The 23,746-nt window shown below is 65.1% G+C and carries 22 protein-coding genes, 2 tRNA genes and 3 rRNA genes; 15 read left to right on the top strand and 12 right to left on the bottom strand.

The annotated features are described in order from the left end of the window. Positions 1-104: 104 nt before the first annotated feature. The 7 genes from AX708_RS19385 to AX708_RS19355 form a co-directional block, all read right to left on the bottom strand. On the bottom strand, positions 105-491 hold the full coding sequence (locus AX708_RS19385; RefSeq protein WP_197426437.1) for a VOC family protein: 387 nt from the start codon (positions 489-491) through the stop codon (positions 105-107). An 88-nt stretch (positions 492-579) separates the two neighbouring features. Further along, entirely contained in the window at positions 580-1,203 is a 624-nt protein-coding gene (locus AX708_RS19380; RefSeq protein WP_067490747.1) for a riboflavin synthase, read from the bottom strand. Between the two features lie 22 nt (positions 1,204-1,225). Then, on the bottom strand, positions 1,226-2,209 hold the full coding sequence (gene ribD, locus AX708_RS19375) for a bifunctional diaminohydroxyphosphoribosylaminopyrimidine deaminase/5-amino-6-(5-phosphoribosylamino)uracil reductase RibD (RefSeq protein ID WP_369815656.1): 984 nt from the start codon (positions 2,207-2,209) through the stop codon (positions 1,226-1,228). Then, positions 2,206-2,670 (bottom strand): hypothetical protein, encoded by a 465-nt coding sequence (locus AX708_RS19370; protein WP_067490740.1) that lies wholly within the window; start codon positions 2,668-2,670, stop codon positions 2,206-2,208. Before AX708_RS19370 ends, ribD begins: the two co-directional genes overlap by 4 nt. 51 nt (positions 2,671-2,721) lie before the next feature. Beyond that, positions 2,722-3,456: a M48 family metallopeptidase gene (locus AX708_RS19365; RefSeq protein WP_067490737.1), complete on the bottom strand. Its 735-nt coding sequence runs from the start codon at positions 3,454-3,456 to the stop codon at positions 2,722-2,724. Continuing rightward, positions 3,453-3,920 carry a YcgN family cysteine cluster protein gene (locus AX708_RS19360; protein WP_067490733.1) on the bottom strand — a complete coding sequence of 156 codons (468 nt, stop codon included), beginning with the start codon at positions 3,918-3,920 and terminating at the stop codon, positions 3,453-3,455. Before AX708_RS19360 ends, AX708_RS19365 begins: the two co-directional genes overlap by 4 nt. Continuing rightward, positions 3,908-4,516, bottom strand: a complete 609-nt coding sequence (locus tag AX708_RS19355) for an SCO family protein (protein ID WP_067490730.1) — start codon at positions 4,514-4,516, stop codon at positions 3,908-3,910. Before AX708_RS19355 ends, AX708_RS19360 begins: the two co-directional genes overlap by 13 nt. Before the next feature lie 98 nt (positions 4,517-4,614). On the opposite strand from AX708_RS19355, the gene AX708_RS19350 reads away from it, so the two are divergent. The 4 genes from AX708_RS19350 (at position 4,615) to AX708_RS19335 (ending at position 6,977) form a co-directional block, all read left to right on the top strand. Next, complete coding sequence (locus tag AX708_RS19350; protein ID WP_233999683.1) at positions 4,615-5,238, top strand: ankyrin repeat domain-containing protein; 624 nt, start codon at positions 4,615-4,617, stop codon at positions 5,236-5,238. Between the two features lies 1 nt (position 5,239). Beyond that, on the top strand, positions 5,240-5,902 hold the full coding sequence (locus AX708_RS19345) for a COQ9 family protein (RefSeq protein ID WP_067490727.1): 663 nt from the start codon (positions 5,240-5,242) through the stop codon (positions 5,900-5,902). 132 nt (positions 5,903-6,034) lie between these two features. Continuing rightward, the gene (ssb, locus tag AX708_RS19340; protein WP_067490724.1) at positions 6,035-6,559 is read left to right on the top strand and encodes a single-stranded DNA-binding protein; all 525 of its coding nucleotides are present in this window, start codon (positions 6,035-6,037) and stop codon (positions 6,557-6,559) included. 16 nt (positions 6,560-6,575) lie between these two features. Further along, a complete protein-coding gene (locus AX708_RS19335) occupies positions 6,576-6,977 on the top strand; it encodes a GFA family protein (RefSeq protein WP_067490721.1) in 402 nt (133 codons plus the stop codon). A gap of 64 nt (positions 6,978-7,041) precedes the next feature. Here AX708_RS19335 and AX708_RS19330 read toward each other — a convergent pair whose 3' ends face one another. Both AX708_RS19330 and AX708_RS19325 read right to left on the bottom strand, forming a co-directional pair. Further along, positions 7,042-7,575 carry a DUF177 domain-containing protein gene (locus AX708_RS19330; RefSeq protein WP_067490718.1) on the bottom strand — a complete coding sequence of 178 codons (534 nt, stop codon included), beginning with the start codon at positions 7,573-7,575 and terminating at the stop codon, positions 7,042-7,044. Next, positions 7,572-8,099 (bottom strand): ubiquinol-cytochrome C chaperone family protein, encoded by a 528-nt coding sequence (locus AX708_RS19325; RefSeq protein ID WP_067490715.1) that lies wholly within the window; start codon positions 8,097-8,099, stop codon positions 7,572-7,574. Before AX708_RS19325 ends, AX708_RS19330 begins: the two co-directional genes overlap by 4 nt. 247 nt (positions 8,100-8,346) lie before the next feature. On the opposite strand from AX708_RS19325, the gene AX708_RS19320 reads away from it, so the two are divergent. The 5 genes from AX708_RS19320 to AX708_RS19300 all read left to right on the top strand — a co-directional run bounded on the left by AX708_RS19320 (position 8,347) and on the right by AX708_RS19300 (position 11,926). After that, positions 8,347-8,841, top strand: coding sequence for an outer membrane protein assembly factor BamE (locus AX708_RS19320; RefSeq protein ID WP_067490711.1), 495 nt, complete (start codon positions 8,347-8,349; stop codon positions 8,839-8,841). A 54-nt stretch (positions 8,842-8,895) separates the two neighbouring features. Further along, positions 8,896-9,453, top strand: a complete 558-nt coding sequence (gene hslV / locus AX708_RS19315) for an ATP-dependent protease subunit HslV (protein WP_067490708.1) — start codon at positions 8,896-8,898, stop codon at positions 9,451-9,453. A 23-nt stretch (positions 9,454-9,476) separates the two neighbouring features. Continuing rightward, positions 9,477-10,778: an ATP-dependent protease ATPase subunit HslU gene (gene hslU, locus AX708_RS19310; protein ID WP_067490750.1), complete on the top strand. Its 1,302-nt coding sequence runs from the start codon at positions 9,477-9,479 to the stop codon at positions 10,776-10,778. Positions 10,779-10,933: 155 nt separating this feature from the next. After that, entirely contained in the window at positions 10,934-11,281 is a 348-nt protein-coding gene (locus AX708_RS19305; RefSeq protein WP_233999682.1) for an ACT domain-containing protein, read from the top strand. 147 nt (positions 11,282-11,428) lie between these two features. Then, complete coding sequence (locus tag AX708_RS19300) at positions 11,429-11,926, top strand: hypothetical protein (protein WP_067490702.1); 498 nt, start codon at positions 11,429-11,431, stop codon at positions 11,924-11,926. 330 nt (positions 11,927-12,256) lie between these two features. Here AX708_RS19300 and AX708_RS19295 read toward each other — a convergent pair whose 3' ends face one another. Next, positions 12,257-14,200 carry a prolyl oligopeptidase family serine peptidase gene (locus AX708_RS19295; RefSeq protein ID WP_067490699.1) on the bottom strand — a complete coding sequence of 648 codons (1,944 nt, stop codon included), beginning with the start codon at positions 14,198-14,200 and terminating at the stop codon, positions 12,257-12,259. A 166-nt stretch (positions 14,201-14,366) separates the two neighbouring features. Between AX708_RS19295 and AX708_RS19290 the strand changes: the two genes are divergently transcribed. Continuing rightward, positions 14,367-14,762: a GFA family protein gene (locus AX708_RS19290; protein WP_067490696.1), complete on the top strand. Its 396-nt coding sequence runs from the start codon at positions 14,367-14,369 to the stop codon at positions 14,760-14,762. A 5-nt stretch (positions 14,763-14,767) separates the two neighbouring features. On the opposite strand, the gene AX708_RS19285 is transcribed toward AX708_RS19290, so the two are convergent. Both AX708_RS19285 and AX708_RS19280 read right to left on the bottom strand, forming a co-directional pair. After that, positions 14,768-16,618: an ABC transporter ATP-binding protein/permease gene (locus tag AX708_RS19285; protein WP_067490693.1), complete on the bottom strand. Its 1,851-nt coding sequence runs from the start codon at positions 16,616-16,618 to the stop codon at positions 14,768-14,770. A gap of 59 nt (positions 16,619-16,677) precedes the next feature. Continuing rightward, positions 16,678-17,652 (bottom strand): retroviral-like aspartic protease family protein, encoded by a 975-nt coding sequence (locus AX708_RS19280; protein WP_067490691.1) that lies wholly within the window; start codon positions 17,650-17,652, stop codon positions 16,678-16,680. Between the two features lie 735 nt (positions 17,653-18,387). Between AX708_RS19280 and AX708_RS19275 the strand changes: the two genes are divergently transcribed. The 5 genes from AX708_RS19275 (at position 18,388) to rrf (ending at position 23,537) form a co-directional block, all read left to right on the top strand. Continuing rightward, positions 18,388-19,872, top strand: a 16S ribosomal RNA gene (locus tag AX708_RS19275). A gap of 194 nt (positions 19,873-20,066) precedes the next feature. Continuing rightward, positions 20,067-20,143 (top strand) — tRNA-Ile (locus tag AX708_RS19270). A gap of 9 nt (positions 20,144-20,152) precedes the next feature. Beyond that, positions 20,153-20,228: transfer RNA gene (locus tag AX708_RS19265), tRNA-Ala, on the top strand. Positions 20,229-20,502: 274 nt separating this feature from the next. Further along, positions 20,503-23,290: ribosomal RNA gene (locus AX708_RS19260) — 23S ribosomal RNA — on the top strand. A 132-nt stretch (positions 23,291-23,422) separates the two neighbouring features. Further along, positions 23,423-23,537 (top strand): 5S ribosomal RNA (gene rrf / locus AX708_RS19255). Together the 16S, 23S and 5S rRNA genes with 2 tRNA genes alongside form the textbook arrangement of a ribosomal RNA operon. The last annotated feature ends 209 nt before the right edge of the window (positions 23,538-23,746 follow it).

The following is a 23,746-nucleotide window of genomic DNA, read 5'->3' as shown; positions in this document are numbered from 1 at the left end:
GGGTTCGGGCACCGTCGACTTTCCGACGCCTATCGGCGTCCGAAACTCTAAACGTAAGCCGAATGTCCGGTTTCGGCCGGGATGAGGCAAAGGCTGCCCTCGCCTCACTCTGCCGCCTGCGACAAGGCGATGCGATTACCCTCGCTGTCGGCGATCTCGGCGACGAAGCCGGCCGCGCCGATGTCCTTCTTGGGGTAGAGCACCGCGCCGCCCGCCGCCTCGGCCCGCGCGATCACGGCGTGGATATCCGGCACATCGAAGTACAGGATCGCGCCGTCTCTGGTGGGCTTGTAGACGTCCCCCTTCGCCAGCGCGCCGCTTGCGCCGGGGCGACCGTCGGCGCGGGGAAAGAAGGCCATGTCGTAGCCATCGGTCTCGCGGCGCTCGAGTTTGACCGCGAAGACCGCCTCGTAGAAGCGGATCGCGCGGTCCATGTCGGTGACGGGGATCTCGAAGTGGACGACCGGATTGACTGCGGCGGTGTCGGTCACGGCGGGGGTTCCTTCGGGGGCGGGCGCTGCGCCCTCACAGGCGGCGAGCATCAGAGCCACGCCCGCGATTGCCCCCGCCCGCAGCACCTCACCGCGCCGCGGCGAGGTTCTGCATGCGCTTCAAGTAGCGCGCGAGCACGTCAATCTCGAGGTTGACCGCGTCCCCCTCTTTCAGCGCACCCAGCGTCGTTACCGCGGCGGTGTGGGGGATGATGTTGAGCAGGAAATCGCAGGTGCCGTCGGGCCGGTCGCGCACGTCGTTGACCGTGAGCGAGACGCCGTTGACCGTGATCGAGCCCTTCTCGGCGATGAAGGGCGCCATCTCGGCGCGGGCGCGGATCGCGATGTGCCAGCTGTCGCCATCCTGAGAGACCTTCACCACCTCGCCGACCGAATCGACATGGCCGGTGACGATGTGCCCGCCGAGCTCGTCGCCGAGCCGCAGCGAGGGCTCGATGTTGAGCTGCGCGCCCGCCGCCCACATCCCCGGTACGGTGCGGCTGACGGTCTCGCCCGAGAGGTCGACGTCGAACCATGCATCGCCCGCCGTGCCGCCGCGCTCGACCACGGTGAGGCACACGCCCGAGCACGCGATCGAAGCGCCGATGTCGATCCGCGCCGGATCGAGCGGGGCGGTGATGCGCAGCCGCAGGTCGCCGCGCTGCTCGGCGGCGGCGATGGTGCCGATGGCGGTGACGATGCCGGTAAACATGGGGGGCGTTTCCTTGCGAGAGCTATCGGGTGCGCAGATAGGCCGCGAAGGCGTCGCTGCCAAGCTGGCGGCGTTCGCCGAGGGCCCAGCGGCCATGCGCCCCGCCGAGTTCCGCGAGGCCCAGCGGGCCGAGCGCGCGCAGGCCCTCGCCGATCAGGATCGGGGCGGTGTAGAAGTGGAACTCGTCGACGAGGTCGGCGGCGAGGAAGGCCGCGGCGGTCTGCGCCCCGCCTTCGACATAGAGATAGTTCACGCCTTCGAGGGCGCCGATGGCCTCGGGCGCGGAGAGGGCGGTGGTGCCCTCGGGCGCAGGCCCTCGGGTCAGCACCACGCGGCGCGGCGAGCGTGCCTCCAGCCCCGGCAAGCGCACGTCGAGCCGCGGCCTGTCCGCCCGCCAGGTCCCGCCGCCCACGAGGATCGCGTCATGGCGCGCCCGCTGGGCATGGACATGGGCGCGCGCGGCCTCGCCGGTGATCCACCGGCTGGTGCCATCGGCGAGCGCGATGCAGCCGTCGAGTGAAGTCGCGAGCTTCAGGGTCACCCACGGGCGGGCGAGGTGTTGGCGGGTGAGGAAGCCCGCTAGGCTGGCGGCAGAGGCGGGATCGCCGAGCACCGTCACCGCGATCCCCGCCGCTGAGAGCCGCGCCATGCTCTGCCCGGCGGTGCGCGGGTCGGGGTCCAGCTGGCCAATGACCACGCGCGCGGGCCTCGCGGCAAGGATCAGGTCGGCGCAGGCGGGGCCGCGCTCCGACTGGTGGGCGCAGGGCTCGAGCGTCACGTAGAGCGTGGCGCGGGCCAGTGTTTCGGGTGCAAGGCCGGCGAGCGCCACCGCTTCGGCATGGGGGCGGCCTCCGACTTGCGTCCAGCCGCGCGCGATCACGCGGCCCTCGGCGACCACCAGCGCGGCGACGCCCGGATTGGGGCGGCTGAGCGGACGCGCGCGCGCCGCCAGCCGCGCGGCGGCGGCCATCCAGTCGTGATCGGAAGGCGGCTGGCTGGCGGCTATTGCCCGGCGCTTTCGCTGGCTGCCGCCTTGGCCCTGGCCTCGATCTCGGCGCGGCGCTTTGCGGCGGCGGCCTCCTCGGCCGCACGCTCGGCTTTGGCCTTGCGCTCGATTTCCTCGACATCCAGGCCCGATGCCCGGCCGAGCTGCTTGTAGATCTCGCGCTTCTGCTCAGCGATGCGCTCTTCCTCGGCCGCGCGCAGGTCCTTGATCTCCTGATTGGCGCGGTTCTCGGCCATGATCTCGGCATCGCTGCGCCCGTCGGCGTAGGTGGTAATGTATTCGATGGTCGGCCGCTCGGGTTCGCCATACTGGGTGCTGTTGACGCCCCACCAGATCATCAGGGCGGCCGGCAGGATCGAGACGAACAGGATCGGCCAGCGATAGGGCTGGGGCCGGCGGATCTCGTTCCAGAAATCGGCGATGCCGCCGGTGGGATTGAAGCGGGAGGGGAGGATGCGCATCGCGCCAATATAGGGCGCTGGAGAGAATGGGGGAAGGGGGCTGAGGCGGGCCTACCCGAAGCTCGCGTAGAGCCCGCGGCCGTGGTCCTTCAGCCAGCGGTCCGCATCGGCGATCTCGCCCTCGAAGATTTGCCGCAGCAGGGCGTGGAAGGCGGGCGAGTGGTCGAAGTGGACGAGGTGCGCGACCTCGTGCGCCACCACCGAGCGGCGCACCCGGTCGGGTGCCTGCACCAGCCGCCAGTTGATGCGGATGCGCTGCCGGTCCGAGCACGAGCCCCAGCGGCGCTGGGCCCGCGTCAGCCCGATGGCGACCGGCGCGAGGCCGGCGGCGGCGCAATAGTCGTGCATGTCGGCCTCGGCGAGGCGCAGCGCCTCGCGCTCGAGCCAGCGCTTGAGGCGCGCCTCGATCCCCGCTTGCGGCCCGCCAATGCGCAGGCAATCGCCTTCGACCACCGGCGTGCGCGACGCGCGCGGGTCCCATGCCAGCCGCAGCCGCGCGCCGCGGTAGAGCACCTCGCCTCCCGGCTCGGGCGCGGCGCGCCTGGGCACGCGCGCCATCTGCTCGCTGAGCCATCCCGCGCGCGCATGGGCAAAGGCAATCGCCTCGCGCCCCTCGGCCCAGGCGGGCAGGGTAATGCGCACCTCCGAGCCATCGGGCGCGAGCCGCAGCGTGAGCCGCCGCGCAGTCTTCATGCGTTTGAGGACAATCGGCACCTGCCGCCCGCCGATGTCGATCAGCGGATCGAGCGGATGGCGTGCCGAGGCGCCGCGCAGCCAGTCGATCATGCCTCCGCCCCCCAATCGCGCCGGGCGGCGGGCCATTCGGTGATGTGATGCTCGATCGGCCCCGCATCGACCTCGCTCACCACCCTGCCGATGATCGAGACCCCGGCGCGGCGCACCGCCTCGCGGTCGCCCGAGATGAGGTAGTGCCAGCCCGGCAGCGGGCGCCCGTCGGCACGCAGGCGGTAGGCGCAGGTCTGCGGGAGCCAGCTCACCTGCTCGACGATCCGCAAGGTCAGCCGCAGGCAATCGGGGACGAAAGCCTTGCGGTTGCGATAGTCCGAGCACTGCGCGGTCTTCGTATCGAGCAGGCGGCAAGCGATGTTGGTGTCGACCACCTCGCCGGTGTCTTCGTCTTCCAGCTTGTGGAGGCAGCAGCGCCCGCAGCCGTCGCACAGCGCTTCCCATTCGGGCCTTGTGAGCTCGCCCAGCGGCAGCTCCCAGAAGCGCTCCCTCAGTTCACCCATCGCGCGAGTTCCGCCGCGACCGCCTTGCCGCCCTGGTCGGTCGGGAGCGTGGCGATCGGCGCGCCGTCGGGGCCGAACAGGTAGACGACGTTCGAATGGTCGACGAGATAGCCCCCGCCCGGCTGGGCCTCGCCCTTGGCGTAGAACACCTTGAAGGCCTTGGCCGCGGCGTCGATCTGCTCGGGCGTGCCGGTCAGGCCGATAATATCGGGCGAGAAGGCGGCGGCGAATTCGCCCACCACGGCCTCATTGTCGCGCGCCGGATCGACGGTGATGAAGATGGGGACGATTTTGCCCGCCTTGGCCGGATCGCTCGCCTCCAGCTCCTTCAATCCCTGCGCCACGCGCTGCATGTCGGTCGGGCAGACATCGGGGCAGAAGGTGTAGCCGAAATAGACGATGCGGTACTTGCCCGCGAAATCGCCCCAGCGCACCGCCCGGCCCTTGCTGTTCGTCAGCGTGAAATCCCCGCCGATCGCCGCGCCCGCCAGCGGAGGCTCGCCCGCCGGGGCGTCCGCGCTCCCGCACCCGGCGAGCGCCAGCGACAGCGCGATTGCGAGGGAAGCGATGGCGGAAGGCTTGTTGATGCGGTTCATGCTCTGCTAACTGGCTTTTCGAGAAAGGCGCTGCGGCCATGCCCGCCCGCGCCGTCCCACATGGCAAGGTGTGGCAGGTAATGCGAAAGGATCAAACCGTGGCTCATGGTGTTTTGCGCAAGTTAGGGCGGATCGGAGCGATTGCCAGTGCCTTTGCGCTCGCCCTGCCCGCTGCCGCGCAGTTCCAGTCCGAAGGCTACCAGTTCCTCGAAGCGGTCAAGGAGAGCGACGGGGACAAGGCGACCGAGATGCTCTCGAAGCCCGGCACCCAGGTCGTCAACACCCGCGACATCACAAGCGGCGATACCGGCCTGCACATCGCGGTCGCGCGCTCGGACACGTTGTGGGTGCGCTTCCTGCTCCAGAAGGGGGCCGATCCCAATCTGCGCAACAAGAAGGGCGCAACCCCGCTCCAGCTGGCGACCGCGCTCGGTTTCAACGATGGCGTCGCCGCGCTGATCAAGGGCGGGGCGAGCATCGACATCGCCGACCAGACCGGCGAGACCCCGCTGATCACCGCGGTCCATGCGCGCAATGTCGAATTGGCGCGGCTGCTGCTCGAAAAGGGTGCGGACCCGGATCGCAACGACAATTCGGGCCGCTCGGCGCGCAACTACATGGAGCTGATGAACGGGAACGACATTCTCAAGCAGGTCTTCGCCGATGCCGACGCCAAACGCGCCGCTGCGGGAACCAAGAAAGAATACGGGCCTTCTTTCTGACATGACCGATTTTGCAGACCTGACCCTCGACGAGCTGCGCATCGCGCTCGCGCCCGATATCGCCGCCTCGGCCATCTTCGATGGCTGGAACGAGACCGCCCTGATCGCCGCCGCCGAGATGGCGGGGGCCGATGTGGACGTGGCCCGGCTCGCGTTCCCGGGCGCGAAGCCGATGGACATGATCGCGGCGTGGATCGCTTCGGTCGATCAGGCAATGGAGGCCGAATGGCCCGCCGAACGCCTCGCCACCCTCAAGATCCGCGAGCGCATCCGCACGCTGGTCGCTTTCCGGCTGGAAGCGGTCGCGCATATCGACGAGGCGGTGCGCCGCGCGCTGGCGGTGATGGCGCAGCCGCAGAACGCGGCCCGCGCCTTGAGGCTCGGTTGGCATTCGGCCGACATCATGTGGCGGCTCGCGGGCGATACGGCCACGGATTACAACCACTACACCAAGCGCGCCATTCTGGCGGGCATCTACAGCGCGACGCTCGCGGTGTTCGTCAACGACGACAGCGAGGGCAAGGCCGACACCTACGCCTTCCTCGACCGCCGGATCGACGGGGTGATGAAGTTCGAGAAGGTCAAGGCGCAGTTCCTCAACAAGGACCGCGAACTGCCGAGCCTGACGCGGTTTCTGGGGCGGCTGCGCTACCCGGCGCGGTAAACCCGACCGAACTGGTGGATTAACCTTCAGCCACGGCTCGCGCGGAGCGGGCCGCTTCCCTATTGCCTGTGACAGATTCGCGGCGCATCCTGCGGCGCCGGGGATCAAGACATTGACGGGAAGGACATTTCGATGGCGGGTTCGCTCAACAAGGTCATGCTGATCGGCAATCTGGGCGCCGACCCGGAAATCCGCACCTTCAACAACGGCGGCAAGGTCGCCAACCTGCGCATCGCCACGTCCGAGACGTGGAAGGACCGCCAGACCGGCGAGCGCAAGGAAAAGACCGAGTGGCACACCGTCGCGATCTTCTCCGAAGGCCTCGTCAGCGTGGTCGAGCGCTATCTCAAGAAGGGCAGCAAGGTCTTCGTTGAGGGCAAGCTCCAGACCCGCAAGTGGCAGGACCAGAACGGGCAGGACCGCTATTCGACCGAGATCGTGATCCAGGGCCTCGGCGGCACGCTCACCATGCTTGACGGCGCGCAGGGCGGCGGCGGCATGGGTGGCGGCGGTGGCGGCGGAAGCTACGGCGGCGGGCGCTCGGGCGGCGGCGGCGGCTGGGATCAGGGCGGCGGTTCGTCGGGCGGCGGCTTCGGCGGCGGCGGCGCGCCTGCGGGCGGCGGCTACGACGATCTCGACGACGACATTCCGTTCTGACGCGGGGGCCGCGCAAATGAAGGCATCGTGTCAGTGCGGACAGCTCGCGGCTGTGGTGCCCGGGCCAACGATCGCGGTGGTCGCGTGCCATTGCCGGGCGTGCCAGAAGCGCTCGAGCTCGCCTTTCGGAGAAGCCGCATACTGGCCGCACGAGGACGTGGCGATCACCGGCGATGCGACGCAGTTCGACCGGCCGACCGATAGCGGAGGCACCTTCAGCCAGTTCTTCTGCCCTCGCTGCGGCACAACGGTTTATATGCGGGGCACCAAGAACCCTACCCTCACCGGCGTGCCGATTGGTCTGTTCGACGATCCGCACATGATGCAACCGATCCGGTCGGTGTGGGAAGAATCGCGCCACCCCTGGGTGGAGATACCGACCGCCGTCCAGCATTTCCCGCGCGCGCGGGTGGATTAGGCTTGTAGGCGGGAGCCCGGCTGAAAACGTCCCGACGAGGCCGCCTCGCCCCGGCTTGCAGGGCTCAACCCTTCTTCAGCCCCGCCAGCAGATCGGCGAGCGGCCCCAGCTGTTCGCCCTCCTGCACGATCCCCGCGGCCTTGCGCGCGGCGTCGGCGTTCGGCCCTTCGGCATAGGGGTCGATCGCGAGGCCGAGGGTCTGCGCCACCGCCTCGCCGAGGTCGAACATTTCGCCCGAAAAGCCGATCTCGTCGCAATCGTCGGCTTCGAGTTCGATCTCTTCGGCCTCGGTGGCGGGGCGCTGCCCCTCGTCGACGAAGCGCAGGTCGATGGGCTCGTCGATCGTCACCGGGAAATCCTCGCCGCTGATCGCGCAGGGCTGCTGGATCGACGCCTGGAGCCGCCCGGTCGCGCGGATCGCGCGGGGGCGCTGTTCGAGCGACACCTCGGCGCGCAGGGCATCGACCGCGCCGAGCCCGAAGCGCAGTGCGAGCGCGGCGCGCTCTTCCGGCGTCGCCTCGATCACCACCGGCGCGGCCGGCAGCGGGCGGGCCTTGATCATCCGGCTGAGCTCGGACGGGGGCAGCGCGCCGCTCACCAGATCGCGCTCGCTTTCAGCATTTCGGCATCGGAAAAGCGCCCCAGCCGCTCGAACAGCTTCATCAGCCGATCGGCGACGGCGCGTGCGCTTTTGGCTTCATCCGCGCCCGCGGCAAAGGTCACGTTGCGCGAGATGGCGGCGGTGAGCTTTTCGAGGTCGCCCCCATTGAGCGCGCTGCGATAGGCCCCGAGCCGCCCGCCGAGCACGCTCATCAGCTTGCCGATGCGCTTGCCCACGACCACGTCGTTGACGCCGAATTCGCGCAGCTGCCCGTCCATGTCCTCGACGAAGAGTTCGGCCAGCAGCGCACTTTCGGCGCGCAGCTGCGAGGCCTCGATCCGCACCATCACGGTGCTCAGGACCGCGCAGATCATGTCGAAACGCCCCGCGACCGAATCCGCTACGCCGCATTCGGTGTAGTAGACAGAATCGCGCGCCAGCTCGATCACGCGGTGCCACAGCGGGCGCACGCCCTCGCGCGGGTCCGGGGCGGTGCCGAGCAGGCGGGAGAGGAAGGACATTTTCTAGCAGCCTTTCACGGGGCGGGCAGGATCGGTCAGGGCAAACGGAGCCACCGCATGCTTACGCTAACGCACGAGTGGCGGATGCGTTCAAGGCCGCCTGTTCAACACGGGTTCAAGCGCGCCCGCCCACGGCTTTCCCATAAGGCTGATTGCAAGCGGACGCCTAGCCCCTTAAAGCACCTCGCGTGAGGGGCAAGTGCGTGGGTGGGCGCGCCGCGAGACAGGACGACAAGGTTTGATCCGAATGATGAAAGCAGGCGCGATGAACAAGGCCCCGATCGCAGCGGCGGTGCTGCTGGCGGCGGCTTTGCTGCCCGGCTGCGCCTCGATCCGCGAATCGCGCGGCTATATCGAGGATCCGACGCTCACCACGCTGATCCAGCCGAAGATCGACAACCGCCAGTCGGTGGAAGGCACATTGGGCCGCCCGACCTTCACCAGCCAGTTCGGCACGCCGACGTGGTACTACGTCTCGTCTATTACCGGCCAGCGCCCCTTCAACCGTCCGCGCATCCGCCAGCATGCGGTGCTGGCGGTGACCTTCGATGCCAATGGCCGGGTGAGCGAGGTCAAGCGCAGCGGGGTGGACCAGGTGGTCTATCTCGACCCGAATGGCGACAAGACCCCGGTGCTGGGCCGCGAGCGGACCTTCCTCGAGGACCTGTTCGGCAATATCGGCCAGGTCGGCGGGGCAGGCCTTCCGGGCGGTGCGGCAGGCGGCGGGCCCAACGGCCAGTAGGCCGGCACGCGGCTCCCGCTTGAACGCTTTCGCCCGCGCTCCATATTGGCGGGCATGACAGCAGACCCTTCCGCCCACGGTCTCGTGCAATGGCACGGCACCACCATCATCGGCGTCCGCCGCAATGGCACCACCGTCATCGCCGGGGACGGTCAGGTGTCGATGGGCAACACCGTGATGAAGCCCAACGCCCGCAAGGTGCGCCGGATCGGCGACGGCAGCGTGATCGCGGGCTTCGCCGGTGCGACCGCCGATGCCTTCACCCTGTTCGAGCGGCTCGAGAAGAAGCTCGAGCAATATTCCGGCCAGCTGATGCGCGCGAGCGTGGAGCTTGCCAAGGATTGGCGCACCGACAAGTATCTGCGCAATCTCGAAGCGCTGATGATCGTCGCCGACAAGGACACGCTGCTTGTGCTGACCGGCAATGGCGATGTGCTCGAGCCCATCGGCGAGATCGCCGCGATCGGCTCGGGCGGCAACTTCGCGCTCGCCGCCGCGCGGGCGCTGGCGGATTACGAGCAGGACGCCGAGACCATCGCGCGCAAGGCGATGGCCGTCGCGGCCGAGATCTGCGTCTTCACCAACGGCAATCTGACGGTCGAGGCCGTCTGACCTTCTCTCCCCTCTCCGGAAAGATCATGGACAACCTCACCCCCAAGGCGATCGTCGCCGCATTGGACGAACACATCATCGGCCAGGCCGAGGCCAAGCGCGCGGTCGCCGTGGCGCTGCGCAACCGCTGGCGCCGCCAGCGGCTCGGCAGCGAGCTGCGCGACGAGGTGACGCCCAAGAACATCCTGATGATTGGCCCCACCGGCTGCGGCAAGACCGAGATCAGCCGGCGGCTGGCGAAGCTCGCCGAGGCCCCCTTCATCAAGGTCGAGGCGACCAAGTTCACCGAAGTCGGCTATGTCGGCCGCGATGTCGAACAGATCGCCCGCGACCTTGTCGAGGAAGCCATCCGGCTCGAGAAGGAACGCCGCCGCGAAAAGGTGCGCGAAGCCGCGTCCGAAGCCGCGATGGACCGCCTGCTGACCGCGCTGGTCGGCGACAATGCCTCCGAGGCCACCCGCGAGAGCTTCCGCCAGCGGATCGTCCAGAACGCGATGAACGATGTCGAGGTCGAGATCGAGGTGCGCGACACCCCGGCCGCGCCCTTCGACATGGGCCAGATGGGCGGGCAGATCGGGATGATCGACCTCTCCGACATGATGGGCAAGGCGCTCGGCCGAAAGAACACCCGCCGCCAGAAGCTGCGCGTGCCCGATGCGTGGGACAAGCTGGTCGAGGAAGAGGCCGACAAGCGGCTCGACCAGGACGATGTCGCGCGCGCGGCGCTCCTCAATGCCGAGACCAACGGGATCGTCTTCCTCGACGAGATCGACAAGATCGCGGTCAGCGATGTGCGCGGCGGCTCGGTGTCGCGCGAGGGCGTGCAGCGCGACCTGCTGCCGCTGATCGAGGGCACCACGGTCGCCACCAAATACGGCCCGATGAAGACCGACCACGTGCTGTTCATCGCGAGCGGTGCGTTTCACGTGGCCAAGCCCAGCGACATGCTCCCCGAATTGCAGGGCCGCCTGCCGATCCGGGTCGAGCTGCGCGCGCTGACCGAGGCGGATTTCGTGCGGATCCTCTCCGAAACCCGCGCCAATCTCGTCGCGCAATACACCGCGCTGCTGGCGACCGAAAAGGTGACGCTCGACTTCGCCGAGGACGCAATCCCCGCGATCGCCGCCATCGCCGCGCAGGTGAACGCCACGGTCGAGAACATCGGCGCGCGGCGCTTGCAGACGGTGATGGAGCGGCTGCTCGAGGACATCAGCTTCGAGGCCGAGGATCACGTGGGCGAGACGATCACCATCGACGCCGCTTACGTGGAAGCGCGGCTGGCGGGGCTGGCGGGGAACACCGACCTTTCGAAGTATATCCTTTGAGCGGTAGTGTCCCAAGAAAGCCCCTTCCCCTCGGGGAAGGGGTTGGGGATGGGGGCTCTGCGCCAGAAGCGTCGAACACCCACCCCCCAACCCCCTCCCTCAAGGGAGGGGGAGCAAGCGTTCCGGTCACCGATACGCAAGCAATGCTCGCGGGCATGGCCCCGCTGCTTGACGCACAGGCTTGGGCCTTCGTGGTGGTGGATGGCGCCGCCCCGGATGAGGCCTTTGCGATCATCCGCGAGGACGAGGGCACCACCGCGATCCTGCCCGACCCCGCCGGGGATTTCGCGCGCATCACCCTGATGGTTCACTCCGCCTTGGACGGCGTGGGGCTGACCGCGGCGGTCGCGGGCGCGCTCGCCGAGCGGGGAATCGCCTGCAATGTCGTCGCGGGGTTCCACCACGATCACCTCTTCGTGCCGTGGGCGCGGGGCGAGGAGGCCGTGCGAGCGCTTGCAGCGCTGAGCACGGACGCGGCCGCTGGAGAGGGCTCCTCGGCCTGACGGCCTCGGGGTCCGGTGCGTGGCCGCTGGCGTGCGTGCGTTCAGGTACAGATCGAAGAGCGGGAAATTGCCTCGATTTTACCTCGACTTAACCTCCTCCGGGTTAACTCGGGCCTGAGACAGGCAGCAATGACGACGGACAGTAATATGGCCCAAGCAAACCATCCCGGCGCACCCGAGCCCTTCGTGGTGCATTATTCGCGCGGGGCGCTTGCCTTCCTGTTCGCATTCGGCGGGGCGCTGGCGGCGTTTGGCTATTACCTGCACATCGAGAGTTATGTGGAGGGTCTCTTCCTCGTCCCGGTGGGCCTGATCGTGATGGCGCACGGCTTGCGCTATCTCGCCGCGCCGCGGCTGGTGACGATCCTGCCGACCGGCCTCGTCTATCACGGGATGGTGAAGTCCTACCGCGCGGACTGGAGCGAGATCAGCCGCGTCGGCGCGGGGCAGGGCGAGGAGGCGGCCGACAGCATCACCTTCCACGCAACCGGCCCCTTCGGGGTCTTCGGCAAGTTCGCGATCAACGAGCTGCTGATCGGCGGGCCGAACGGCGATCTGGCGAGCATTGCGGCCGCGCTCGATAGGGCGCGCAACGGCACGTCCTCGACGCCGCAATTCGGCAAGCGCCGCCCGCTTACGTTCTGACCCGTCGCTGCTGCGGCAGCGGCCTTCTTCGTCTCACGCGAGGACGCGAAGAGGGCCTCGCTGGCCGCCGCCTTGGGTAACATCTTCGCGTCTTCGCGTGAACCGATGCGCGGCCACGCCGCGGGACTTTTCCGACTTCTTGCGCGCCTCCATGTGCAGGCGCTCGCTGTTGGACAAATCCCGCTTTCCTACTCCCCCCGCGCCTGACAGCGTGCCTGCATGCGCCAGAATCCCGCCCTCACCGTGCCTTTTGCAGACGCTGGCGGGGCGGGGTGTTTTCCGGCTCTGGACAGTGTCTCATGTGTCTCCAACACGGCCGGCGAGACGCGCTCACTCGCCCAGCAGGTAGCGCTTCCAGAACACCAGCTGCGCGAGGAAGGCGTAGTCGGCATTGGCCTTCTTGCGGAAGCCATGGCCTTCGTCGGCCGCGACGAGGTGCCATGCCTCGCCGCCGTTCGCGCGGATTGCGGCGACCATCTGGTCGGCTTCGGACTTGGGCACGCGCGGGTCGTTCGCGCCGGTGATGACGAACATCGGCTTGGTGATCTCGCCGACGCGGGTGAGCGGGCTGATCTCGGTCAGTTTGGCGCGCTGCTTGGGGTCGCGCTCGTCGCCGTATTCCACACGGCGCAGGTCCTGGCGGTAGGGGTTGGTATTCTCGAGGAAGGAGACGAAGTTGCTGATCGCGACGATGCAGGTGGTGGCGGTGAGCTTGTCCTTCAGTTGGACGGCGGCGGCATAGCACATGTAGCCGCCGTATGAGCCGCCGGTGAGGCCGATCTTGGCGGGATCGACCGCTGGATCGGCGCGCACGGCGTCGATGAGGGCGGCCATGTCCTTGACCGAGTCCTCGCGCTTGAAGGGGCCGTTGTCGAGGCTGACGAAGCGCTTGCCGTAGCCGGTCGAGCCGCGCACGTTGGGGAAGAAGACGCCGACGCCGAGCTCGTTGAGGTAGTAGTTGTCAGAGCCCATGAAGCCTGCGGTGCTCTGGCCTTCGGGCCCGCCGTGGACGTCGACGATGAGCGGGCGCTTGCCCGGGAACTTGGCGGGGTCGGGCAGGTAAAGCAGGCCCGAGACCTCAAGCCCGTCGAAGCTCTTCGTCTTGACGATGCGCGGTTCGACGTTGACCGAAGGGTCGAGCCCGCCGGTCTCGGACTGGGTCCAGCGGGTGAGCTGCATGGTCTTGGGGTCGAGGCTCCAGACGTCCGCCGCGCTCTTGGCGCTGGAGAAGGAGAAGCCGATCTCGCCCCAGGGTGCGAACTGCAGGCCGCCGATCTGGCCGGCGGGGAGGGCGTCGACAGGGGTGACCTTGCCGGTCGCGACGTCGAGCAGGCGCATCCGGTCGGAGCCGGCCTCGTTGACCTCGTAGACGATGGTCTTGCCGTCTTCGGAGATGTCGAAACCGTCGACGTCCCAGGCCTCCTTGGTGACGGGGGTGAAGGCGCCGGTCCTGGGATCGAGCTTGCCGAGGCGCTGGAAGTCGGAGTCGCGGTCGGTGGTCACCCACAAGGTGCCGTCGGGCGCGACCTCGAGGCCGGAGGTGCTGACCTTGGCCTTGGGATCGCCGATGGGCGCGAGCGCGCCGGTGGCAAGGTCGAGGCTGTAGAGGTCGACATCCTCGACCGAGCGGTAGTCGGCGACATAGGCGGTCTTGTTGTCGACCGAGAAAGCCGCGATCGCCCAGCCGCCGCCCTTGCTTTCCCACACCATCCGCGAGGAGGCGGGGTCGCGAGGGTCCATGACGTAGAGGTCGGCATCCACGCCGTTGCGGCGGGTGGAGCTGAAGCCGATCAGGCTGCCGTCGGCGCTCCAGGCGTTGATCTCGTTGCGGCTCTTGCCGTCGGTCAGCAGGGTGAGGCGGCCGTCCTTGAGGGTGTGGAGCTGGAAGTACTCGTCACCGCCCTTGTCCTTGGAGACGACGATGACGTCGCCCTTCACCGGGGCGTAGGAGCCGCGCACGGTCTCGGCCTCGAAGCTGATCTGGGTGCGCGCGCCGAGCGGCATGGCGACGCGGTGGAGCTGGCTGACATTGGCGAAGCGGGTGCTGATGAGGACGGCGCGGGTCTTGGGGTCCCAGCCGGCGAAGCCCGCGCCGCGCGCTTCGAGATAGGGGCGCACGTCGTCGACCAGCGCGAGGGGGATGGCGGGCATGTCCTCGGCCGTGAGCGCGGCCGGGATCGGAACGGCGGGCGCGGGCGCGGCGGGCGCTTCCTGCGCGGCGAGTGGCATGGCGGTGGCGGCAAGCAGCGTGCCGATCAGAGTGGAACGAAGCATCCTCAAACTTCCCCTTGTGTGCCGGCGCCCCGAGCGCGCAAGGCCATCGCCGGACCCCGCGCCATCGGGCGATTGATCGCGCCCAAGAGACAGCCTAGCTTCGCGCAAGCCCCAAGCCAAGCGGGCCGATCGCCGGACGCAGCGCTGCACAGGAAGGAGCCTCCCGATGCCCACCGGTCGCTGCCACTGCGGCGCTTGCGTCTACGAATTCGACGACGCGCCGACCCGCGCCTCGGTGTGCCACTGTGCGGACTGCCGCCGCTGTGCTGGCGCGCACGGGGTGGGCTGGCTGGCGGTGCCGGGCGGGGCCTTCCGGCTGGTCGCAGGGGAGCCCGCCATCTACCGCTCCTCGCCCGGCACCGAGCGGCACTTCTGCGGCGCCTGCGGGACGGGGCTCTATTATATCAACGAGGATGTGCTGCCGGGCATCGTCGACGTCCAGATCGGAACGCTCGACGATCCCGAAGCCTTCCCTCCAGTCGCGCTGATCCAGATGGCCGATGCGCCCGCCTGGGTCGCAACGCTGCACGAGCTGCCGAAGTTCGACCGCTTCCCCGGCTGAGCCGCCTACTCCGCCGCCTCGGCCGCCAGATCATCCTCGCGCCGCTCGCTCGCCTGGCGATTCCACATCTCGGCATAGAGCCCGCCGCGCGCGATCAACCCGGTGTGGTCGCCGCTTTCGACCAGACGGCCGTGGTCCATCACGAGGATGTTGTCCGCGTCCGCGATGGTCGACAACCGGTGCGCGATGGCGATGGTGGTGCGGCCCTTAGCGATCCGGCGCAGCGTGGCGAGGATCTCCTGCTCGGTGCGGGTGTCCAAGGCGCTGGTCGCCTCGTCGAGCAGCAGGATCGGCGGGTTCTTCACCAGCGTCCGGGCGATGGCGACGCGCTGCTTCTCCCCGCCCGAGAGCTTCAACCCGCGCTCGCCCACCATCGTGGCGAAGCGATCGGGCAGGCGGTCGATCAGCGGGGTGAGCGCGGCATCGCGCGCGGCCTGCTCGACCAAGGCCTGATCCGCGCCCTCCGCCCCGTAGGCGATATTGTAGGCGAGGTCCTCATTGAACAGCACCGAATCCTGCGGAACGATGCCGATCGCCGCGCGCACGCTTTCCTGCGTGACGGTGGCGATATCCTCGCCCCCCACCAGCACGCGGCCCGACAGCGGATCGTAGAAGCGGAACAGCAGCCGCCCGATGGTGCTCTTGCCCGCACCCGAGGGGCCGACAATCGCCGTGGTCGAGCCGGCGGGCACCTCGAAGCTGAGGCCGTTCAAGATCGTCCGGCCCGGATCATAGCCGAAGGTGACATTGTCGAAGACCACCGTCGGCTTGCGGATGATCAGCGCGGGCGCGCCCGGCTTGTCCTTCACCTCGATATCGGTGTCGATCAGGCGGAACATCTCGGCCATGTCGATGAGCCCCTGGCGGATGGTGCGATAGACCCAGCCGAGCACGTCCAATGGGCGGAACAGCTGGATCAGGTAGGTGTTCACCAGCACCAGATCGCCCACGGTAAGCTGGCCCTTGCTCCACCCCCACACCGTATAGGCCATCGCGCCCGCGACCAGCGCATTGGTGATCGCGCCTTGCGCCATGTTGAGCAGGCCCACCGAATTCTCGGACCTGATTGCCGCCTCTGCATAGGCGCGCGCGGCCTGCGAGTAGCGCGCCTCCTCGCGGTGCTCGGCACCGAAATATTTCACCGTCTCGTAATTGAGCAGCGAATCCACCGCGCGGTAGAGCGCCTTGCCGTCGAGATCGTTCATCTCGCGCCGCAGCTTGGTGCGCCATTCGGTGATCGCGCGGGTGACCCAGACATAGGCGACCACTGTCAGCGCTGTCGCCGCGACCAGCTCGATCCCGAAATTGAGGTAGAAGATCACGCCCACAGCGATCAGCTCGATGATGGTCGGCGCGATATTGAAGAGGAGGAAATAGAGCATCTGGTCGATGCTCTTGGTCCCGCGCTCGATGATCTTGGTGACCTCGCCGGTGCGCCGGGCGAGGTGGAACCTGAGGCTCAGGCGGTGCAGGCGGTGGAACACATCCTCGGCCAGGTGCAGCGTCGCGATCTGGCCGACCCGCTCGAAGGCGATGTTGCGCAGGTTGTCGAAGGCGACCGAAGTGAAGCGCCCCAGCGCATAGGCGGCGACCAGCGCGAGCGCGACCGTCACCCCCTCGCGCGCGGTACCGCTCATCGCATCGACCGCGCCCTTGTAGGCGAAGGGCAGCGCCAGCGTGACCGCCTTGCCCGCCAGCACCAGCCCCATCGCGATGGCGATGCGGGCGCGAAGCCCCGGGTTATCCCTGGGCCAGAGATAGGGCAGGAATCGCTTCAGCGTCGGCCAGCCTTCGACGTCGCGCGCGCGAGTCTTCTTATTGGCGGGGTCGGCGGCAGGGGCGGTTTCGGGCGGCATGGCCCGGGATGTGGGCCTCGCACGCCCTTACCGCAAGGCGCGCCGCTGATTAGGGCGCGTCAGAAGCGCGCGCGGGAGACCCCGCCGCGCTGCGCCTCGCGCATGGCGGCGGCGACGTCGGCAGGGACGTCGAAGGCGATACGCTTGCGGTCGAAATCGATCGCGACCCGGTCGAACAGGGCAAGATGCTGCATCCCGATCGACAGCACCGGCTGGTCGTTGAGCCCGAGCGCCTCGAAGGCGGGCGCATCGGCGAAGGTCAGCGGCACGTCCCGCAGCGACAGGCCTTCGATGCTGAGCCGGTTCACCACGGCGAGTTCGCCGATGATGTCGACGCCGTTGACGTCGGTGGTGACGACCGATTGCGCGCGGCGGGCGCGGATGCGTTCGCGCAGGGCAAGGTTGCCGAGGCTCGCCTGCGCGCCGGTGTCGATGATGACCGCGGTGCGCACGCCTTCGACCTCCGCATCTGTGATCAGCAGCTGGCCGAGCCGGTTCTTCGCCCGCACCACGATCTCGAACCCGCGGCCTTCCTTCGTGGCGGTGTCCTCGACACTGATGGTCGCCTTGCGGAAGTCGATGAGCACCCGGTAATCCTGCAGCGCGTCGAGCCCGATGATCCCGTCCGCACCGACATTGGCGCGCTCGAGCACGGGCGCGGCGAAGTTGGTGTAGCTGTTGGTGCCAAAGGTAATGCGCCGGACATTGGCGAGCTCGACCTGGCGGCGGCTCGCCATGCCGATCAGCGTTGCCGTGCCTGCAGGGGAGAGTTTGGCGAGGTCGCGGATCTCGTGCGTGATCGCGGTCGCCTCGCTGCCGGTGTCGATCAGGAAGGCGAACGGCCCGTTGCCCTCGACCAGCACGGGAAGCGTGAAGCGGCTGTGGCGCTCCTGTTCGAGCGCGAGGGTCTCGGCCGCCGGATCGACGATGCCTTGGGTGGCAGGCGCCGGGAGCGGAGTGGGGGTTGCCGGCTCGGCTGAGGCGGGCAGGCCGCCCACGAGCAGGGCAGCGGCAAGGACGGATCGCGCGATCATGGTATCTCTCCCGGGCGGCGGGACGCTGTGGTCCGGCGCGCGTGACACTATCACCATGCGGCGCGGCACCCAACAGGGGCGAATCACGGGGAGGGCGAGTCGGGGTCACGCCATGGAGGGATTCGCGGACAGTTCCGGGCCGCAGCGTCGATCCATCGGACCACATGGGGTGACAAAAGGGGTGATTCAGGACCCGATTCACCCGGATTCGGCGGTCCGAGGGGGGCGATTCACCCTCTCCGGAGGGCTTGTTTGGGGCCGGAAATAGGGAAAAAACGGCGGAATTCTGCGGTTCTTGCGCGTCTCTGAAATAAAATTGCAAAAAGCCGTTGACCGAATCAGGAAGCGCTCATAGATGGGCTCCACCGACGCGGCGCTGACGGCTTCCACCGCCACCGCAACAACGCTTCGGTCGCCAACAAATTCGGATAGCCGGTCCCCCGGTGTAAATCGGGGAACCAAGCGCTGTCCGCTATTACTGTCTGGCGGCTCTTTGACATCGTTGGTTTTTGATGAAGGGACATGTGGGCGACGGCGCCCGGTCCGGGGACCTCAAGGCTCCGGTAACCGGTTAACTCAAGCCGATCGCCACATCCGATCGCAGGCTCCACGCCTGCCCGGATGGCAAGCATGTTCATTCGTATCCATTACGTTTGACAGTGCAGGTATCGGCTCCTTGCAGCTCATGCCAGTCTGGCGGATGGGGTTTTCCCCATGCCTGATTGGTGTGTGACACAACTTGAGAGTTTGATCCTGGCTCAGAACGAACGCTGGCGGCATGCCTAACACATGCAAGTCGAACGAGACCTTCGGGTCTAGTGGCGCACGGGTGCGTAACGCGTGGGAACCTGCCCTTAGGTTCGGAATAACTCAGAGAAATTTGAGCTAATACCGGATAATGTCTTCGGACCAAAGATTTATCGCCTTTGGATGGGCCCGCGTTGGATTAGCTAGTTGGTGGGGTAAAGGCCTACCAAGGCGACGATCCATAGCTGGTCTGAGAGGATGATCAGCCACACTGGGACTGAGACACGGCCCAGACTCCTACGGGAGGCAGCAGTGGGGAATATTGGACAATGGGCGAAAGCCTGATCCAGCAATGCCGCGTGAGTGATGAAGGCCTTAGGGTTGTAAAGCTCTTTTACCCGAGATGATAATGACAGTATCGGGAGAATAAGCTCCGGCTAACTCCGTGCCAGCAGCCGCGGTAATACGGAGGGAGCTAGCGTTGTTCGGAATTACTGGGCGTAAAGCGCACGTAGGCGGCTTTTTAAGTCAGGGGTGAAATCCCGGGGCTCAACCCCGGAACTGCCCTTGAAACTGGGAAGCTAGAATCTTGGAGAGGCGAGTGGAATTCCGAGTGTAGAGGTGAAATTCGTAGATATTCGGAAGAACACCAGTGGCGAAGGCGACTCGCTGGACAAGTATTGACGCTGAGGTGCGAAAGCGTGGGGAGCAAACAGGATTAGATACCCTGGTAGTCCACGCCGTAAACGATGATAACTAGCTGTCCGGGTTCATGGAACTTGGGTGGCGCAGCTAACGCATTAAGTTATCCGCCTGGGGAGTACGGTCGCAAGATTAAAACTCAAAGGAATTGACGGGGGCCTGCACAAGCGGTGGAGCATGTGGTTTAATTCGAAGCAACGCGCAGAACCTTACCAGCCTTTGACATCCTAGGACGACTTCTGGAGACAGATTTCTTCCCTTCGGGGACCTAGTGACAGGTGCTGCATGGCTGTCGTCAGCTCGTGTCGTGAGATGTTGGGTTAAGTCCCGCAACGAGCGCAACCCTCGTCCTTAGTTGCCATCATTAAGTTGGGCACTTTAAGGAAACTGCCGGTGATAAGCCGGAGGAAGGTGGGGATGACGTCAAGTCCTCATGGCCCTTACAGGCTGGGCTACACACGTGCTACAATGGCATCTACAGTGGGCAGCTATTCCGCAAGGATGCGCTAATCTCCAAAAGATGTCTCAGTTCGGATTGTCCTCTGCAACTCGAGGGCATGAAGGCGGAATCGCTAGTAATCGCGGATCAGCATGCCGCGGTGAATACGTTCCCAGGCCTTGTACACACCGCCCGTCACACCATGGGAGTTGGATTCACCCGAAGGCAGTGCGCTAACCGCAAGGAGGCAGCTGACCACGGTGGGTTCAGCGACTGGGGTGAAGTCGTAACAAGGTAGCCGTAGGGGAACCTGCGGCTGGATCACCTCCTTTCTAAGGATACTTGCGAAAGCGCCGGTGCTAGCCATCGGAAGTGCTTCGCGGTCTTCCAAAGAACATTGCCGTCGTCCTCATGTCCTTTCATCAATCGGAATACAGCGCGCTTCTCGCGTGCTGTGTGCCTGAGCCGGCTCACGCCCCTCGCGGCAGCCTGTTCCTTCGGGAATGGCCGCCGGCGGCAGTGGTGTGGGCCTGTAGCTCAGTTGGTTAGAGCGCACCCCTGATAAGGGTGAGGTCAGAGGTTCGAATCCTCTCAGGCCCACCATTACCTCAAGGGGCCTTAGCTCAGCTGGGAGAGCGGTTGCTTTGCAAGCATCAGGTCATCGGTTCGATCCCGATAGGCTCCACCAGGTACATCATGTTCCGATAGATGAAACGAAACCGGATCCCGCTTCTAGCGGGTCAGGCGATCGTGCTGATTAGTCAGCGTCGCCGATCTTTGACATTGTGAATGGGTTTTTAAATCGATGCCGTGGCGCATGGATTGTATCGAACAGGCTTCGGCCTGGGCGGGCAATCATGCATCACAAATCAATCAAATTGATTATCTGGCTGAGATAATTCTCCCACCATCTTCAAGCGTACAGGCTTTTATGCAGGCCTGACGTTGATGGTGTGGATTCTCAAGCGTGAGGTAAGAGCATTTGGTGGATGCCTTGGCATGTACAGGCGATGAAGGACGTGGCACGCTGCGATAAGCGTCGGGGAGTTGTGAGCAAACTTTGATCCGGCGATTTCCGAATGGGGAAACCCACCTTCACCATTTCTTCCAGTATCCTTTCGGGGATGCCGGGCGAGGTGGATAAGGTATCACCGAGCTGAATATATAGGCTTGGTGAAGCGAACCCGGGGAACTGAAACATCTCAGTACCCGGAGGAAAAGACATCAACAGAGATTCCCGTAGTAGTGGCGAGCGAACCGGGACCAGGCCAGTGCCTTCTTTTCAACTAGCAGAACACTCTGGAAAGTGTGACCATAGCGGGTGACAGTCCCGTATGCGAAAGTGATGAAGAAGGACCAGAGTAGGGCGGGACACGTGTAATCCTGTCTGAACATGGGGGGACCACCCTCCAAGCCTAAATACTCGTACATGACCGATAGCGAACACAGTACCGTGAGGGAAAGGTGAAAAGCACCCCGATTAGGGGAGTGAAACAGTACCTGAAACCGGATGCTTACAAGCAGTTGGAGCCCCATAGGGGGTGACAGCGTACCTCTTGCATAATGGGTCAGTGACTTAATCTAGCATGCGAGCTTAAGCCGTTAGGTGTAGGCGAAGCGAAAGCGAGTCTGAATAGGGCGACTGAGTATGTTGGATTAGACCCGAAACCCGGCGATCTAGGCATGAGCAGATTGAAGGTGCGGTAACACGCACTGGAGGATCGAACCGTTGCATGTTGAAAAATGCTCGGATGACTTGTGTTTAGGGGTGAAAGGCCAATCAAGCCGGGAAATAGCTGGTTCTCCGCGAAATCTATTGAGGTAGAGCGTCAGATGTATGCCGATGGGGGTAGAGCACTGGATGGGCTAGGGCTGCGCGAGCGGTACCAAACCTAACCAAACTCCGAATACCATCGAGTCTTGTCTGGCAGACAGACGGCGGGTGCTAAGGTCCGTCGTCAAAAGGGAAACAGCCCTAACCTACAGCTAAGGTCCCCAAGTCATATCTAAGTGGGAAAGCATGTGGGAATCCCAAAACAACCAGGAGGTTGGCTTAGAAGCAGCCATCCTTTAAAGAAAGCGTAACAGCTCACTGGTCTAAATAAGGGTTCCTGCGGCGAAGATGTAACGGGGCTAAAGATATGCACCGAAGCTTAGGGTTGCAGTTTACTGCAGCGGTAGCGGAGCGTTCCGTAAGCGAGTGAAGGAGAAGGGTAACCGACTCTGGACGTATCGGAAGTGCGAATGCTGACATGAGTAGCGACTAACAGGGTGAGATACCCTGTCGCCGAAAGACCAAGGGTTCCTACGCAATGCTAATCAGCGTAGGGTGAGCCGGCCCCTAAGACGAGCCCGAAGGGGGTAGTCGATGGGAACCACGTTAATATTCGTGGGCCTGGTGGTGTGTGACGGATCTCGTAAATTGTTCCTCCTTATTGGATTGGAGGGGCGGTGAAGAGGTTCCAGGAAATAGCCCCACCGTATAGACCGTACCCGAAACCGACACAGGTGGTCAGGTAGAGTATACCAAGGCGCTTGAGAGAAGTATCCTGAAGGAACTCGGCAAATTGCCTCCGTACCTTCGGAAGAAGGAGGCCCCATCTTAAGGCAACTTTTGGTGGGGGGCACAGGCCAGGGGGTAGCGACTGTTTATCAAAAACACAGGACTCTGCTAAGTCGGCTTCAAGACGACGTATAGGGTCTGACGCCTGCCCGGTGCTCGAAGGTTAAGAGGAGGAGTGCAAGCTCCGAATTGAAGCCCGAGTAAACGGCGGCCGTAACTATAACGGTCCTAAGGTAGCGAAATTCCTTGTCGGGTAAGTTCCGACCTGCACGAATGGCGTAACGACTTCCCCACTGTCTCCAGGATATGCTCAGCGAAATTGAATTCTCCGTGAAGATGCGGAGTACCCGCGGTTAGACGGAAAGACCCCGTGCACCTTTACTGCAGCTTCAGAGTGGCATTAGGAAAGAGTTGTGTAGCATAGGTGGGAGGCTTTGAAGCGACGGCGCCAGCTGTCGTGGAGCCATAGGTGAAATACCACCCTGCTGTTTTCTGATGTCTAACCACGCACCGTTATCCGGTGTTGGGACCCTCTGTGGCGGGTAGTTTGACTGGGGCGGTCGCCTCCTAAAGAGTAACGGAGGCGCGCGATGGTAGGCTCAGGACGGTTGGAAACCGTCTGTTAGAGTGCAATGGCATAAGCCTGCCTGACTGCGAGACTGACGAGTCGAGCAGAGACGAAAGTCGGTCATAGTGATCCGGTGGTCCCTCGTGGAAGGGCCATCGCTCAACGGATAAAAGGTACGCCGGGGATAACAGGCTGATGATTCCCAAGAGCTCATATCGACGGAATCGTTTGGCACCTCGATGTCGGCTCATCACATCCTGGGGCTGGAGCAGGTCCCAAGGGTTTGGCTGTTCGCCAATTAAAGTGGTACGTGAGCTGGGTTCAGAACGTCGCGAGACAGTTTGGTCCCTATCTGCCGTGGGCGTCGATACTTGAAAGGAGTTGCCCCTAGTACGAGAGGACCGGGGTGAACGTGCCTCTGGTGTACCTGTCATCCTGCCAAGGGTGCCGCAGGGTAGCTATGCACGGACGGGATAACCGCTGAAAGCATCTAAGCGGGAAGCCTCCCTTGAGATTAGGTATCTTTGAACCGTGATAGACCATCACGTTGATAGGCCGGGTGTGGAAGTGCAGTAATGTATGGAGCTAACCGGTCCTAATAGTTCATATCGCGCTTGAGAGTCTGCACTATCAACGTCAGCCCTGCCTTTGCAGGCTACGTTGGTGGAGAATACTCCAGCCAGATACGCCCTCAACCACTCATACCCATGAGTGTGCATCGATTTGAAACCCGCATCCACTGGTCCCATTGCTTGGTGGCCATAGCGTCTGTGACCCACCCGATCCCATCTCGAACTCGGCCGTGAAACCAGACAGCGCTGATGGTACTAACGCTCAAGCGTTGGAAGAGTAGGTCGTCGCCAGGCATTGCGACCAGTGGAAGCGGGGTTGACCCATTCACAAGTCAACAGGGCTGACCCGCAAGGGCGGCCCTTTTGGCGTCTATGGTGCCCTCGGGTGCCATAAGCGCTTCCCTCCCAGGCAACAGCCTCCGAGGGGCAGGCCTCGGACCCGCAGGGTCCGCAAGGCCGACCGGCCGCCCGCAGCGACGCGACCTTCAGGTCGCATGAGCGAG

The sequence above is a fragment of the Erythrobacter sp. CCH5-A1 genome, assembly GCF_001557115.1.
In the GTDB taxonomy this organism is placed as follows: domain Bacteria; phylum Pseudomonadota; class Alphaproteobacteria; order Sphingomonadales; family Sphingomonadaceae; genus Erythrobacter.
This window is presented reverse-complemented; position numbering and strand designations above follow the sequence as displayed.

Excerpts from the sequence above, each read along its gene's own strand:
- AX708_RS19280 (WP_067490691.1), bottom strand. The coding sequence starts at position 17,652 with ATGATCGCGCGATCCGTCCTTGCCGCTGCCCTGCTCGTGGGCGGCCTG.
- AX708_RS19320 (WP_067490711.1), top strand. The coding sequence starts at position 8,347 with ATGATGAAAGCAGGCGCGATGAACAAGGCCCCGATCGCAGCGGCGGTG.
- ssb (WP_067490724.1), top strand. The coding sequence starts at position 6,035 with ATGGCGGGTTCGCTCAACAAGGTCATGCTGATCGGCAATCTGGGCGCC.
- AX708_RS19360 (WP_067490733.1), bottom strand. The coding sequence starts at position 3,920 with ATGGGTGAACTGAGGGAGCGCTTCTGGGAGCTGCCGCTGGGCGAGCTC.
- AX708_RS19305 (WP_233999682.1), top strand. The coding sequence starts at position 10,934 with ATGGCCCCGCTGCTTGACGCACAGGCTTGGGCCTTCGTGGTGGTGGAT.
- AX708_RS19295 (WP_067490699.1), bottom strand. The coding sequence starts at position 14,200 with ATGCTTCGTTCCACTCTGATCGGCACGCTGCTTGCCGCCACCGCCATG.
- AX708_RS19300 (WP_067490702.1), top strand. The coding sequence starts at position 11,429 with ATGGCCCAAGCAAACCATCCCGGCGCACCCGAGCCCTTCGTGGTGCAT.
- AX708_RS19355 (WP_067490730.1), bottom strand. The coding sequence starts at position 4,516 with ATGAACCGCATCAACAAGCCTTCCGCCATCGCTTCCCTCGCAATCGCG.
- AX708_RS19370 (WP_067490740.1), bottom strand. The coding sequence starts at position 2,670 with ATGCGCATCCTCCCCTCCCGCTTCAATCCCACCGGCGGCATCGCCGAT.
- AX708_RS19285 (WP_067490693.1), bottom strand. The coding sequence starts at position 16,618 with ATGCCGCCCGAAACCGCCCCTGCCGCCGACCCCGCCAATAAGAAGACT.
- AX708_RS19345 (WP_067490727.1), top strand. The coding sequence starts at position 5,240 with ATGACCGATTTTGCAGACCTGACCCTCGACGAGCTGCGCATCGCGCTC.
- hslV (WP_067490708.1), top strand. The coding sequence starts at position 8,896 with ATGACAGCAGACCCTTCCGCCCACGGTCTCGTGCAATGGCACGGCACC.
- AX708_RS19325 (WP_067490715.1), bottom strand. The coding sequence starts at position 8,099 with ATGTCCTTCCTCTCCCGCCTGCTCGGCACCGCCCCGGACCCGCGCGAG.
- AX708_RS19335 (WP_067490721.1), top strand. The coding sequence starts at position 6,576 with ATGAAGGCATCGTGTCAGTGCGGACAGCTCGCGGCTGTGGTGCCCGGG.
- AX708_RS19290 (WP_067490696.1), top strand. The coding sequence starts at position 14,367 with ATGCCCACCGGTCGCTGCCACTGCGGCGCTTGCGTCTACGAATTCGAC.
- AX708_RS19365 (WP_067490737.1), bottom strand. The coding sequence starts at position 3,456 with ATGATCGACTGGCTGCGCGGCGCCTCGGCACGCCATCCGCTCGATCCG.
- AX708_RS19380 (WP_067490747.1), bottom strand. The coding sequence starts at position 1,203 with ATGTTTACCGGCATCGTCACCGCCATCGGCACCATCGCCGCCGCCGAG.